Source organism: Mucilaginibacter sp. P1_A3, assembly GCF_056406855.1.
This window is the reverse complement of record NZ_JBFTZJ010000011.1, coordinates 85,012-99,514: the sequence shown is the minus strand read 5'-3', so window position 1 is coordinate 99,514 and position 14,503 is coordinate 85,012. Positions and strand designations below refer to the sequence as shown.

At 40.9% G+C, this 14,503-nt stretch carries 14 protein-coding genes; 8 read left to right on the top strand and 6 right to left on the bottom strand.

What is annotated here, in order from left to right; genetic code table 11:
• Window positions 1–82: 82 nt before the first annotated feature.
• A complete protein-coding gene (locus tag AC1D0K_RS23115) occupies window positions 83–418 on the bottom strand; it encodes a DUF4288 domain-containing protein (protein ID WP_295714116.1) in 336 nt (111 codons plus the stop codon).
• A 17-nt stretch (window positions 419–435) separates the two neighbouring features.
• Complete coding sequence (locus AC1D0K_RS23110; protein WP_477392508.1) at window positions 436–1,314, bottom strand: LiaF transmembrane domain-containing protein; 879 nt, start codon at window positions 1,312–1,314, stop codon at window positions 436–438.
• 215 nt (window positions 1,315–1,529) lie between these two features.
• On the opposite strand from AC1D0K_RS23110, the gene AC1D0K_RS23105 reads away from it, so the two are divergent.
• Complete coding sequence (locus tag AC1D0K_RS23105) at window positions 1,530–2,711, top strand: hypothetical protein (protein ID WP_477392547.1); 1,182 nt, start codon at window positions 1,530–1,532, stop codon at window positions 2,709–2,711.
• Window positions 2,712–2,995: 284 nt separating this feature from the next.
• Here the strand turns inward: AC1D0K_RS23105 and AC1D0K_RS23100 are convergent, their stop codons facing one another.
• On the bottom strand, window positions 2,996–3,400 hold the full coding sequence (locus tag AC1D0K_RS23100; protein ID WP_477392510.1) for a LiaF transmembrane domain-containing protein: 405 nt from the start codon (window positions 3,398–3,400) through the stop codon (window positions 2,996–2,998).
• A 201-nt stretch (window positions 3,401–3,601) separates the two neighbouring features.
• On the opposite strand from AC1D0K_RS23100, the gene AC1D0K_RS23095 reads away from it, so the two are divergent.
• The gene (locus AC1D0K_RS23095; RefSeq protein WP_477392512.1) at window positions 3,602–4,912 is read left to right on the top strand and encodes a flavin monoamine oxidase family protein; all 1,311 of its coding nucleotides are present in this window, start codon (window positions 3,602–3,604) and stop codon (window positions 4,910–4,912) included.
• Window positions 4,913–5,098: 186 nt separating this feature from the next.
• Here AC1D0K_RS23095 and AC1D0K_RS23090 read toward each other — a convergent pair whose 3' ends face one another.
• Window positions 5,099–5,992, bottom strand: a complete 894-nt coding sequence (locus AC1D0K_RS23090) for a flavin reductase family protein (RefSeq protein ID WP_477392514.1) — start codon at window positions 5,990–5,992, stop codon at window positions 5,099–5,101.
• Between the two features lie 12 nt (window positions 5,993–6,004).
• Window positions 6,005–7,000, bottom strand: a complete 996-nt coding sequence (locus tag AC1D0K_RS23085; protein WP_477392516.1) for a fumarylacetoacetate hydrolase family protein — start codon at window positions 6,998–7,000, stop codon at window positions 6,005–6,007.
• Window positions 7,001–7,447: 447 nt separating this feature from the next.
• Between AC1D0K_RS23085 and AC1D0K_RS23080 the strand changes: the two genes are divergently transcribed.
• From AC1D0K_RS23080 to AC1D0K_RS23055, 6 genes are all read left to right on the top strand, one after another.
• Window positions 7,448–8,605 (top strand): homogentisate 1,2-dioxygenase, encoded by a 1,158-nt coding sequence (locus tag AC1D0K_RS23080; protein ID WP_295714096.1) that lies wholly within the window; start codon window positions 7,448–7,450, stop codon window positions 8,603–8,605.
• Between the two features lie 94 nt (window positions 8,606–8,699).
• On the top strand, window positions 8,700–9,824 hold the full coding sequence (hppD, locus tag AC1D0K_RS23075) for a 4-hydroxyphenylpyruvate dioxygenase (RefSeq protein WP_295714093.1): 1,125 nt from the start codon (window positions 8,700–8,702) through the stop codon (window positions 9,822–9,824).
• Between the two features lie 125 nt (window positions 9,825–9,949).
• Entirely contained in the window at window positions 9,950–10,414 is a 465-nt protein-coding gene (locus AC1D0K_RS23070) for a YciI family protein (protein ID WP_295714091.1), read from the top strand.
• Window positions 10,415–10,417: 3 nt separating this feature from the next.
• Window positions 10,418–11,074, top strand: coding sequence for a DNA alkylation repair protein (locus AC1D0K_RS23065; protein WP_477392521.1), 657 nt, complete (start codon window positions 10,418–10,420; stop codon window positions 11,072–11,074).
• Between the two features lie 380 nt (window positions 11,075–11,454).
• Window positions 11,455–12,936 carry a PAS domain-containing sensor histidine kinase gene (locus tag AC1D0K_RS23060; RefSeq protein ID WP_477392523.1) on the top strand — a complete coding sequence of 494 codons (1,482 nt, stop codon included), beginning with the start codon at window positions 11,455–11,457 and terminating at the stop codon, window positions 12,934–12,936.
• Between the two features lie 26 nt (window positions 12,937–12,962).
• Window positions 12,963–13,406 carry a response regulator gene (locus AC1D0K_RS23055; protein WP_477392525.1) on the top strand — a complete coding sequence of 148 codons (444 nt, stop codon included), beginning with the start codon at window positions 12,963–12,965 and terminating at the stop codon, window positions 13,404–13,406.
• Window positions 13,407–13,438: 32 nt separating this feature from the next.
• Here AC1D0K_RS23055 and AC1D0K_RS23050 read toward each other — a convergent pair whose 3' ends face one another.
• A complete protein-coding gene (locus AC1D0K_RS23050; RefSeq protein ID WP_477392527.1) occupies window positions 13,439–14,419 on the bottom strand; it encodes a type I phosphomannose isomerase catalytic subunit in 981 nt (326 codons plus the stop codon).
• Window positions 14,420–14,503 lie beyond the last annotated feature (84 nt).

The window sequence follows — 14,503 nt, the reverse complement described above, 5'->3', positions numbered from 1 at the left end:
CTCCGGCTCTATCGAAATGGCATTTACTTTTATTTATTTTATTCTTCCTCTCACCACTCACAATTCACTCCTCCCCCCCCCCTCAATTCCTAATCCCCAGCAATGCCGCTTTATGGTGCGCCCAGGCAATGTAAAGGTCGGCATCGGGAGTTTCGTGAATGTTGTAATACAGTTCGGCTCCATCGGTTGGTTCATTAATGCGGTTTAGTTCGGCCACATCAATAAACTGCCATTTAACGGTTTGTTTCTCTATGTTTTTAAAGCTATCCTGGTTGGCATGGCCAATCTTGTTAGCTTTTTCAAAGGCATTTAGTTCGGTTTCGGCACTTATAAGTCGTAATTGCTCATCAAATTGCGCCTGATGATCTCCATCACCGCTTATTACCCTGAAAACTAATTTTGCTACGTACCAGTTCATGATTGTTTTTTTTATAATTAATAACTGCGGATATCAACTCCCGCAAAAATGGAAACTCCTTTTAGCACCAGTATTTTACCGTTTACGCTTGATGCGGTGCTTTTTATCCTTTTATCATCCACACTGGCGAAAACCGCTGCCAGGTCTGATACCACCTGCCAGTTGGATGGCACAATAATTTTGGTGCCGCCAAATATTTGGGTAATATCAAGATATACACGCCCGTCAATATCGGCCTGGGTAAAATCAAGTTCGGCACCGCCAAAAATGTTCACTATATCGCCGCCCTTAAAATCTTTACTCAATATGGTTTTGTTAACGCCGCCAAATATGGAAACAGTATCCAGGTAGTCGTCGCCATTATGGTGACCAAATGGAGGAGTGTACGGCGGTGTATTGGGTTCAGTTGGCGGCACATCTTCACCTTCTTTTACCACGTAATCAACCTCGGCGTCGGTGGCTTTTTCAAAGTTAAATTTGGGTTTTTCTGCCTTGCCCCAATTTTGGGGATCGGCATAATTTTTTTCCCATTTTGTTTTGTATTTGCCTTCCCATTGCTGGTCGCCATGTTTGCCGCGCTTCACTATCAGCCACATACCGAAAGCGATAATGGCTATAGGCCATACCACCCTGCCAGCATCGGGAATGTTATTATTGAATAAAAACAAGACGCCTAAAAACACCAGGATAGCCCATGACGAATTTTTGTAATTGTGTTTGGCGCCGATGTACAATCCCCAGCCAATAAGCCACATTGGCCAGCTGAACAGCCAGCCGGGGATAAGAAAAGATGCAAACTGCCTCAAAAGCAGTACCCCACCAACGGCAAGCAAAATGATGCCGGCCATTGCTTTGCCTTTATTTGGGTTTTGCGGAGAATTTATATCGTTGTTCATTTGTTATATGCCTTTTAAATCATATTCAAAACTAAGGTAACATTATAGTTGAGCCAAACAAAAACTGGCGATATATTTAAAGAAATCGGTAAGAGTGGAAGTTTTGTCGGTGAAAAAGTTTGGGGGTTTTAAGTAATTGCTAATTATTAGATTAAAGTTGAACGAAACCTGTTCAGTCCCTGAATAAATTATCATATTTTTAGCCTCCTTATTACATCAAATTGAACAGAGAATATCCTATAAGCCCCGGCTGGAAAATAGTTATTTATATAACTATTGCTGCAGTATTTGCAGGGGGAATTTACCTATATACTACAGTACCACCTACAGATAAATTACTTCATTTTTTAGTGGCAACCTTGCTGGTTAGCTGGGCTGTTTACCTGGTACTTTATGTTAAAAGAAAAAAGGTGATCATTACCCCGAACAGCATAATAGATCAGGCGGTTTTTACAAGCAAGGAACTTCAAAAAAACGAGATAAATGGCTATAAGATTGTGAAGGATAATCTTATTTTAGAAGTTGATAAGCCTGCTAAGTCACTATATATCAGTAATTATACAACCCTTGTTAATAGTGGTGAAATTTTGGTTTGGGCTTGTCAGTTTAAAGATATTTTTGCCAAAAAATACCAAAACGAATTTGATGCGATGCTGCATGACGAGGCTATTGGCAGCACACTAAAGGAAAGAAAATTAAATATTGCCCGGGCTAAAAAACTGAGCGCGTATGCCAATTACATAGGGATAGCTATAGCAATATGGGTGTTTGCTTATCCACATCCTTATAAGTACGCTATGGTATCCGGATTGGTATATCCGTTACTGGTGATAGGCCTGTTTTACGCAAAGCGCGATATCATGATATTTGGCAGCGACATATCTGGTAGCAGCGGAGGTAAAGAGTCGGTTTATCCTAATTTAACAAGCGCGCTGATAGCCACTCCGTTCGCCTTATTGTTAAGGGTTATTTATGACTGGGACCTGCTAAGCTATATGGCCATCTTTTTACCGTCCCTGGTCATCGCGATTGTTTTATGTGTTGTTTTTGTGTTTATATTAAATGATGCCAATATTAAAACCCGGAGCAATGAATTTACAAAATTCAATATCGTTTGTTTTGTTTTATTATATAGTGGCGTAGCTACAATAACAACAAATTGTGAGTTCGATAACGCCCCGGCCCGGATTTATAAAACTACGATCTTGGATAAAAGATATACCACTGGTAAGCACTCGGCCTATTACTTAACCATTGATAAATGGGGGGCAAAGCAAAATTCGGGGGAAATTACGGTGGCTAAGGATTTCTACAACAGCGTGTCAACAGGACAGGCAGTTAAGGTAAATGCAAAGCCCGGTCTGCTGCGAATCCCCTGGTTTTATGTAGATCAATAAAGCCGCAAATTACGGTTACTGACAAGATTCTGTCAGTGTTCGGATTACAAAATCGAGGTGTTCGGGCACCTCCCGCCCGAACACCGGGGTAAAACTAAAGCGCTTATTATCAATGCTTTGGTTTTGTTTGTAAAATATAACCGAACACTTAAGTAGGTTATTATCAATGGTTTAATTTTTACTCCTTTTTAAAACACCCAATCCTCTCCAAAAAGCGAACACCCGCAAAAAAGGGAGAACCGATACCGGCCCTCCCTCACACTTAAATCAAACTATTAAATCAATTAAACTTCCGGCTCAGCGGTTTTATCAAAATGGAATGGCTTTTTAGCCTCTCCAAAAAAGTGTTCTTCTTCTTTCTGTCTGCGTGGTTTTAATACCAGCCAGGTACCAAAGCCCATGATGGCTATTGGCCAAACTATACGGTCGGCATCGGGTACGTTGTTGCTGATTAAACAGGCTACGCCTATGAGTATGATGATGATCCATGATGGTTTCCTGAAATTATATTTGGCACCCATATAGGCTCCCCAGGCTATCATCCACATTGGCCAGCTAAACAACCAATCGGGTATAAAAAACAAGTGAAATTCGTTTATCAGTAAAATACTACCTATTACCAATAAAATTACGCCGGCAGCAGCTTTGCTGTTGTTTGGGGTAATGGCGGTGTTTATGTCGTTGTTCATTGTTGTAAGTTTTAAATAATACCTAAAAGTACAGCGGTACAAAGGCGCCCACAAGCCTATATTGGCGACTTGGGGTGATTAACCCGGTAAGGGATGGGGTTTTCTCGGTGAAAATAGTTGGTGTTTTTACCGGAACTTTGATGCTGTAACACTTCCGGTTAATCCCTGCAAATCGTTATATTGCTTTATCAAATTATAATCATGACAGATGCCGATATACTTATTATAGGTGCCGGTGCAGCCGGGCTGATGGCTGCCCGTACACTGGCAAAATCGGGCAAAAAAGTAACCGTACTGGAGGCCCGTGACCGGGTAGGAGGCCGCATTCATACACTGGAATATGGCTCATCCCAACAACCTTTAGAGATGGGGGCAGAGTTTATTCATGGCGATTTGCCAGTTACCCAATGCCTGCTTGACGAGGCCGGAATAGTCTATCATCATGCAACTGCATCTATGTGGAGATATGATGATGGTGACTTTAAAAATGATGGGAGTTTTGTTGAACACTGGGATCTTTTGATTGATAAGCTGAACGCATTGCAGCAGGACACAAACATCAGTGCCTTTTTAATTGAGGAATTTAAAGGTGATGAATACCAGGGTTTAAGAGAATCTGTAAGGAAATATGTATCGGGCTATGACAACGCCGACCCCAAGAAGGCAAGCGCTTTTTCCTTAAGAAAGGAATGGCAGTGTGAAGATGAAAATGCACAATACCGTATAGAAGGCGGATATATCAGGCTGGTTAAATTTATGGCTGATGAACTGGTGCAGGCCGGGGGCAATATTTATTTAAATGCCGTAGCGCGGGATATTGACTGGCAGCAACACCAGGTTAAAATAACTACCGATGCCGGAATTACCTACACAGCGGAGCAATTGCTTATTGCATTGCCATTAGGGGTTTTGCAGGCGGGTAAGGATGCTATTGGTGCTGTAAAATTAAATCCTCCAATACCTGTTTACATCAACGCTATCAATACCCTGGGTTTTGGAGCTGTGATTAAAGTACTATTGGAGTTTGATAAGGCTTTTTGGGAAAGTATGGAAACAGAAACGCTCCCGGTTGGCAGCCTGGAAAATATGGGCTTCCTGTTTAGTGAAGAACAGATACCTACCTGGTGGACCCAAATACCCAACCATACAACCTTGTTAACCGGTTGGCTTGGTGGCCCCGAAGCAAGCGAAAAAGTTGAAACGCCGGATGAGGAAATATTACTCCAAAGCCTGCATTCATTAAGCAATATCTTTAAGCGCGATCCTCAGCAATTGAAAGATAGCCTCCTAAGCTGGCATGTAGTAAACTGGACGGCGGATAAGTATACCAGGGGCTCATACGCGTATGATACCGTGGAGGCTAACCAATCCAGAAATATTTTGTGTGAACCTGTTCAAGATACCATCTTCTTCGCCGGCGAATACCTTTACGAGGGTACTGCTATGGGCACTGTTGAGGCGGCGCTTACCAGTGGTTTAAGAATGGCAGAAAGGATATTGGATTTTAAATAAACGGTGGGTAGATGTGCAGATTATAGATTTCAGATGTGCAGATTGATTTTGATTGTCTGAACCGAAATTTCTCGAATTCATGGAATTATTTGAATTTTAAGAATTCTGTCGCACACAATATAAGTTTGGTAATTCTGTTCATTCTCTAATTCGAAAAATTCCGGTTCAGACAATCAATCTGCACATCTAATCTCCTATCAATAATACCATGAAGGCTTCTTCAACCCTGCCTTCATCAAGTAATTGTTTGGCTTTTAAGTGAAGTTGCAATTCGCGGGTGTTGCTATCGCCGATGGTGGCATCAAGCAGGTCCTTAATTTCGGGGACCTGGGCATAGGTTTCAATGGCTTCGTCGGCAGGGATGAGCTCCAGGTTGCCCAATTGGCCCAGGTTATTCCCGGTTAATATCCTCGAATTGCGGATGGCATGTGGCAAAGCGTCCACCCCGATACCTATTTTTACGTTCGGTTTAGCTACTTTAAAAAGATTATCGCGGGTTACCCTGCAATACCAGTCGCCACCAAGGCGGGCTACCTGGTCTGTTTTAGTTTGATCTATCTTTCCATCAGCCCCCAAAATACTTTCGCTGATGTGGATCAGCTTTATTTCGGCCAAAATTAAATTTCCGGCACCGGCGTTTTTACCCAGGCTTATCACCTCATTTACCACGCACTCCAACTGTACAGTTGATTCTGCTACCCGTGGCGGTTTTACCAAATGGGAGGCAATGGGGGTTAATCCCGATTTAATAAATTCATTTATCCCTTTACCGTACTCCACGCTTGATAAGGAAACCTGCTGCACCATATCGTAATTGACAATATTTATGACACATTCCGGTACCTCCAGTATATTATCCAAGGTGTGCTTGGTGGTATTATCGCGTACCCGGCGCGACGGCGAAAACACGCATATCGGCGGGTTAATGCTAAAAACATTAAAGAAACTAAAAGGGCTCAGGTTTACATTACCAGCCTTATCAATGGTTGATGCCAGGCATATAGGGCGAGGGGCAACTGCATGGTTAAGATAGTTCTGTAGCTCTAAGGTTGTAAGGTCTTTAATATTTATAGATAGCATATGGTATAAAACTTATTTCTTCAGGGCCAAAATGGAAAAATCATCCTTGGCTTTAGTGATGATATTGCCCAGCATACCCAGGCCGGTTATTTCCATCTCTACCAGGTCATCGGCTTTAAGCCATTGGGTTTCGTAGTTGGGGTCATTCAGTAACCCTGTTCCGTTAAGTTCCAGGAAGCAGCCGGTACCAACCGTGCCTGATCCTATAACATCACCGGGCAGCACATCGCAACCGTAGGCACACCGTTCAATGATTTCGGCAAAGGTCCAGTCCATATCGCCCATATTACCTGCCGATACCTGCTTGCCGTTTACCACGCATTTCATTTCTAAATTATAGGCATTGCCGGTATGGCCAGGTTTGGCAGCCACCTTATAAGCTTCCAACTCATCAGGCGTTACCAGCCAGGGGCCAATCACAGTTGAAAAATCTTTTCCTTTTGCCGGCCCAAGGTTCAGCAACATTTCTTCCATCTGCAGGGTGCGGGCGCTCATATCATTCATGATCATATAACCGGCTATAAAGCTATCCGCATCAGCAGCCCTAATGTTGCGGCCTTTTTTGTTGAGTACAACGGCCACTTCCAGTTCAAAATCAAGTTTATTAAAATGATCGGGCATGCACTCAATTTCGCCGGGGCCCTGTATGGCATTATGATTGGTGAAGTAAAATATAGGGTATTGGTCAAATTCGGGTATCATATCAGCCTTTCGGTTGCGACGTGCGGCGGCCACATGCTGCCTGAAGGCGTATCCGTCCCGACATGATGTAGGGTGGGGCACGGGGGCTATCAGTTCAAAAAACAATTCCTCTTTAGCATCCATTTTTCCCAAACTTATGGCCTCATGAACCTTTTGGGCACGATCCATCAGCTCGTCGCCACCCCACAAAAACTCGTTCATATTATTGGGGATCAGCTTATCGCACGAGTTCAGATTATAAATGTGTCCGTTTATAAAAATGCCTAAATGCTCGCGGTCTTCGGTTTTATAGGATACTAATTTCATAAATTGAGGTGTTGGTTGTGTCAAAACTAATAAAATTTAGTTGAATGCTGAGTGTATGATGATGTGTGTGATTATTTAATTGAAAGCGTTAGGCATGCGGATATTAACCAATCGCTCAACAAGTCGCCTCGTCAATCATTCATCCAAACTAAAACTTGCATCACAATAATATTCCACCTAACTTCGTATTCAATAAACCATGAGCATACAAAAGCATTTTTATTTTTCCCTGGGGCTTACCTCAATGAGCGATGCATCATCGTTCAGGGATGCCATGCTTGCCAAAATTGTATTGGCTCAATACTAATTACCTTTCCAACTCTTCTTTTTTAAATATTACTGAAGCCATTTTAGTCGGCTTATTCACGTTGTTTTTGGGCAATTTTTGATTGCTTATGAAACTATCCGGATACTTTAAACGTTTTATTTTCAACCAATTAAAACACTATGCCTGTTTATCATTCATTAGGAGCTATTCCGCCTAAGCGGCATACGCAGTTCCGTAAGCCCGATGGTACATTATATGCCGAAGAGCTGGTTTCCACCGAGGGTTTTTCCAGCCTTTACTCGTTGGTTTACCATGCTTACCCGCCCACTATAGTAAAAACATTAGGCGAGCCTTATAGTGTTGAGCCTAAAATAGCGCGCGAAAAGCACCTGAAGCATACCAGCCTCATCGGCTTTAACATTGAGCCCGAAGATGACTACCTGCAAAGCCGTAAACCTGTGCTGGTAAACAGCGATCTGCATATCTCGCTTGCTGCGCCGCGCCAAAGTATGACTGATTATTTTTACAAGAACAGCCAGGCCGACGAAGTAGTTTTTATACATGAGGGAACAGGAACATTAAAAACCGGTTTTGGTAATATTAAATTTCAATATGGCGATTATTTGGTGATACCGCGTGGTACTATTTACCAAATGGAGTTTGATACAACAGCAAACCGCTTGTTCATCATTGAAAGTTTTAGCCCTATCCGCGCGCCAAAACGTTATCGCAACCAATACGGGCAACTGATGGAACACTCGCCTTATTGCGAGCGCGATATTAAGCGGCCAACGGATTTGAAAACCCACGATGAACATGGCGATTTTAAAATACTGATTAAGAAACAGGGACTCATCTATCCATATATTTATGGCACTCACCCTTTTGATTTTATTGGCTGGGATGGCTTTCATTACCCATGGGCGCTATCCATACATGATTTTGAACCTATTACCGGGCGCCTGCACCAACCACCGCCGGTACACCAAACCTTTGAGGGCAATAACTTTGTGATATGCTCCTTTGTGCCCCGTAAGTTTGATTATCATCCCATATCAATCCCGGCGCCATATAACCACAGTAATGTAGATAGCGACGAGGTTTTATATTATGTTGATGGCGACTTTATGAGCCGTAAAAGCGTAGTAAAGGGACAAATTACCCTGCACCCGGGCGGTATTCCACATGGTCCGCACCCTGGTTCTGTAGAGAAGTCAATAGGTAAAGAATCAACCGATGAGCTGGCCGTGATGATAGATCCTTTTCGCCCGCTGATGCTTACCGAGGATGCTATTAAAATAGAAGATGAAAATTATTATAAAAGCTGGCAGATGTAAGGCGAAAAGTTAAAGGCGAAAGCTGAAAGGTACCCGCACTTTAATTAAATCACTAATTCAATAAATCACTACCTTACTAATTAATTAAGAAACAATGAATACACAAACCATAGATAAGCCAACAACCGCAACTGATTTTTTACCTCTTAATGGTACCGATTATGTTGAATTTTATGTGGGAAATGCCAAACAGGCGGCCCATTATTACAAAACTGCTTTCGGTTTTCAAACGCTGGCCTATGCCGGGCCGGAAACCGGAGTTAGGGACAGGGCATCTTACGTTTTAAAACAGGGTAAAATAAGGCTGGTATTAACTACCCCCTTGCACTCCAGTCACCCCATTGCAGAACATATTAAAAAACACGGCGACGGTGTAAAGGTACTGGCCCTTTGGGTTGATGATGCTTATGACGCTTTTGAACAAACTACCAGCCGCGGTGCCGAGCCTTATCAGCAACCGCTAACACTTAGTGATGAATATGGCGAGGTGCGCACTAGCGGGATTAAGCTTTATGGCGAAACCGTTCATCTTTTTGTGGAACGTAAAAATTACAAAGGTTTATTTTTACCAGGTTACAAAGCGCTGGAAACCACCTATAATCCAACAGAAACTGGCTTGTTATATGTTGATCATTGCGTGGGCAATGTTGGCTGGCATAAAATGAACGAATGGGTGAATTTTTATGAGGAAGTATTGGGTTTCAAAAACATTTTAACATTTGATGATAAAATGATCTCGACAGAGTACTCGGCCCTTATGAGCAAGGTAATGAGCAATGGTAACGGGTACGTTAAATTCCCTATCAATGAGCCCGCTGAAGGAAAAAAGAAATCGCAGATTGAGGAATACCTCGACTTTTATGAGGGTGAAGGCGTGCAGCATTTGGCCCTTGCCACACATGATATAGTTGCAACGGTAACCGAATTGCAAAACCGTGGTGTGGAGTTTTTAAACATACCAACTTCTTACTATGATGAACTAACTGATCGGGTTGGCCATATAGATGAAGATTTGGAGCCACTTAAAAAGTTGGGCATTTTAGTTGATCGGGACGATGAAGGATATTTATTGCAAATATTTACCAAACCTATTGAAGACAGGCCTACCCTTTTCTTCGAGATCATTCAACGTAAAGGTGCTAAATCATTCGGTGCCGGAAATTTTAAGGCGCTTTTTGAAGCTATTGAACGCGAACAAGAGTTGAGAGGGAATTTGTAATTCTGATGTTCAATTTTCATAATCGATAATTTCCAATGGTTTAATATCAAATCAGCCGGGCCATTCGCCCGGCTTTTTGTTTATATAACAATGCCTATATTTGATATGACTAAAACCTCAATCAGATGAAAAAGATCGTTTTGCTACTGGCAATTATTACCCTGGGTTTTAACTGCTTTGCTCAAACCACCTCTAAGCCTGTTTATAACGCCGCATTGGCGAAAAAATTAGGAGCCGATAAATATGGAATGAAAAAATATGTAATGGCATTTTTAAAAGATGGGCCTACCCAAATTAAAGATTCTGTTGCAAGGGCCAAATTGCAAAACGCGCATCTGAAAAACATTATGAAGCTTGCTGCCGAAGGTAAGTTAATTGTTGCTGGTCCGTTTTTGGATGATCAGGCTATAAGAGGTATATTCATTTTTAATGTGGAAACGGTTGAAGAAGCTAAAATACTAACAGAAACCGACCCGGCGATAAAAGCGGGGGAACTAACAATGGAACTACACCCCTGGTATGGCAGCGCTGCTTTAATGGAAGTAGTGAATATTCATCATACTATTGAAAGTAAAAGCGTTGCCGATTAACCAATGCAAACAGAAGATATTATTGACCTGCTAAAACAGAAGGCCAATCCTGCTTATCTCGCCGGGATGCTCCGCTTTGGGGTAGATAATTCACATGCATTGGGAGTTAAGCTCCCCGATTTGCGAAAGTTGGCAAAAACAATAAAAAAAGACCACACCCTGGCCCAGCAACTTTGGGACAGCGGTATTCATGAGGCCCGCATTATGGCTTCATTGATAGATGACCCGGATTTAGTTACCGGAGAGCAAATAGATAGCTGGACAAAAGATTTTTATTCCTGGGATCTGTGCGATCAGGTTTGCGGCAATCTCTTCGATCGCACGCCATTTGCTATTGACAAAGCTATAGCGTTTAGCGCCCGTGAAGAAGAGTATGTAAAACGTGCCGGATTTGTTTTAATGGCCGAATATGCAATACATAATAAAAAGGCACCGAATGGGTCATTTATCCCTTTTTTTGCCATTATGGAACGTGAGGCCTGGGATAACCGCAACTTTGTTAAAAAGGCAGTGAACTGGGCACTAAGGCAAATTGGTAAAAGAAACGACTTTTTAAGGCTTGAAGCAATAGCCACCTCCCGGCGTATGTTGCTGCAAAATCATAAATCGGCTAAATGGATAGGCAATAATGCATTGGCCGAATTGCTAAATAAGCAATGATTGATCAATAAACTTAAATAATTAATATAGAAGAGTAATATTATTATTCTTTATTAAAAATTTCAAATAATGCAGGCTACCCGAGGTTTGATGTTTGAACATTAAAGAATAACACATAAATTACATAACGAGAGAGTATTGTAAACATACTTTTGGTATAAATAATTTACTAATAGTTATAAGTTGTTGTAATTGTCAGTATTTGAGTGGTTTATACCATATCAAATACTATATTTGGAATCCCATAATTATTAAGAAAAAATAAAAGTTCATCAAAATATAAAACAACCTCGGGTTGTAGGGATAGTTTTCTGATTGTGGCACGTGATTTATTATTAGCATGTGTCATTAACAAAGTAAATGAAGAGGTTATTTATTGTATGAGTTTTTCTATAGGGCATAAATTTTCTGATGATAGCAAGCGGCATCTTGCTCAAATTATCGATAATATTAATGCCGGTATATGGGAATATAATATTACGACTAAAGACATTAGGTGGTCATCCGGTTTTTATTTGCTTTTGGGATATGAACCCGGCGAAATAGAGTGCTCAAATCATATGTTTTTTGAACACCTGCTATACCATCAGGATAAACCAGCTTTTCTGGCCGCTTTAAGTAATCAGCAATCGGCTATTACTCAGCCTTTACAAATAAGACTGCTAACCAAAACATCAGGCTATCATTGGTTTGAAAGCACTATAAGGAAATATAACGACGAAACCGGACACATCATTTACGGTTCTCTCATCAACATTAATCAATATAAGCAGGCTCAGATACAGGCAGCGCATAATGATGCCATTTACAGGGATACCCTTAAAATTGCAAAATTGGGCAGTTGGGAAATCAACGCTGCTTCTATGGGTTTATCGTTATCAAAGCAATTATATGATATTTATGAGCTGCAAAACCACGTTAAACTTTCATTGGATGAGGCTATAAGTTTCTTTGAACCCCAGTATCGCCACGTAATTAAAAATGCTATTGATAGCGCCATCGCCTTTTGCCAGCCCTATGATCTGGAACTGCTTTTCAGATCGGCAAAAAACAATGTAATATGGGTACGGGCTAAAGGAATACCTATTATAGATGATTTTGGTAAATGTGTAACCGTACATGGCATTATCCAGGATATCAACAATAAAAAGCGAAAAACTCTTGGATTGGAATCCTCGTTAAATTTGCTGACAGATCAAAACCGGCGGCTGCAAAATTTTGCTTATATAGTATCTCACAACCTGAGGTCGCACACTGGTAATCTGCAGTTTATGGTCAAATTACACGATGATACCGCGGTTGATGAGGATCGAACTGAAATTTTTTCGCACATTAAATCTATCAGCGATAGTTTAAGCACCACCATAGAGCACTTGAATGAAATAGTTGCCATACAAACCGAAATTACCCGTGAAAGAACAGTAATTGATTTTCAAGCGCTTTTCAAAAATATTTTATCGGCACTTAAAAGTAATATAGAAGCACTTGATGCTACAATTGAGCTTGATTTTAGTAAATGCCCGCAAATAAGCTATATCCCGGCTTATATGGAGAGCATTCTGCAAAACCTGCTTACCAACTCTTTAAAATACAGCGACCCGGCGAGGAAACCGCTAATAAAATGCCATACGCTGAAGGACCGCAATCATATATACCTCATTTTTGAGGATAACGGAATAGGTATAGATATGGAGCGCTACGGCGATAAAATTTTCGGGATGTATAAAACATTCCATCAAAATCCAGATGCTAAAGGGATTGGTTTGTTTATAACCCGTAACCAGATAGAGGCTCTTGGGGGCACCATCAAAGTGGAGAGCACTGTAAATATTGGCACAAAATTTACTATTAGGCTAGTATAAAAAAATTCTAAATATACTATCAATAGATGAATGTAGAGAAAGATGCCGTGCGTGTTTGCTTAATTGATGATGATCAGATTTATGCTTTTGGATTTAAAACACTAATAAAATTAAAGGGACTTAATAGCCAGGTAACTCATTTTAGCAATGGAAACGCGGCAATTGCCTGGTTGAAAAATTCACTAAACCGCGATAATTTGCCAGATGTGATATTCCTGGATATTAATATGCCTGTTATGGATGGCTGGGAATTTATGCACGAGTTTGCAGAGATAAAACCCCAACTGGGAAAAATAATCACAATTTATATGCTCAGTTCCTCAATTGATCTGAACGATATTTACCGGGCGAGAAAAATTGCCGACGTTGAAGATTATATATTTAAACCGGTAAACGGGTACCAGTTAGGTGAGATCATAAATTTGTTGCAGGAGCAACGGGAAACCAAAAATTACAAGTACAGGTCCTGATAATTCAGGACCTATACTTGTAATAAATTTTATTATTCAATATAGCTTTCCAATATTTTAAAGCCGCCTGTAGTTTCCAGTTCAACTTTATCAATGCTTTTTGGCAGCAAAATACACTCGCCCATTTTTACCTGGTAGGTCTCGCCATTATAAGTAACATTGTAGGCTCCCTCAACACAAACATGTATCACAAAAGAATCAAGTGCGGAGTAATCTTTTGAGGTGCTTTTATCAAAATCCAATAAATTGGTAGTGAAATATGGGCAGCTCACCAATTTAACAGTCTCGTCCTTTGCCGGCTGGTATTTGGTTTTATATTCGGGATAATGCTTGTAATCAATAGCTGCAAGAGCTTCCTGGGTATGCAGTTCGCGCTTGTTGCCTTTATCGTCAACCCGGTCAAAGTCGTAAATGCGATAAGTGATATCTGATGTTTGTTGTATTTCGGCAATTAATAAGCCTTTACCAATGGTATGTACACGGCCGGCCGGTAAAAAGAAAACATCACCTGCTGCAACATTTTCTTTATTTAAAATATCCATGATATGGCCGCTATTTAGCTTATCAAGATAAGTTTGTTCATCCAATTCCTGGTTAAAGCCTGCAATGAGTGTTGAACCCGGATCAGTTTCAATAATATACCACATCTCTGTTTTACCGAAAGAATTGTGGCGTTTTTTAGCCAGTTCATCATCAGGATGCACCTGTATAGAAAGGTCATCATTGGCATCAATAAACTTTACCAGCAAGGGGAAAATATTACCAAAATGGTCATAAACCTTTTTACCCACCAGTTCATCTTTATATTGCTCCAGCAGGTTGGCAAGTGATTCACCTTCCAGTGCTCCGCCTGCTACTACAGATACATCAGATTTTACGCCCGATATTTCCCATGTTTCACCACAGTTTGGCAGATCGCCAAAATCTTTATGCAGATAGGTCTTGATTTTTTGACCACCCCATATTTTATCTTTATATATGGTTTTGAATTTTAATGGATATAATGCCGACATAGTATGAATGATTTTTAAACGCTAAGTTAAAAGTTAAATAGAAAAAGCCCTAAATAACTTTCAATCTATAATTGAACCCTGCAA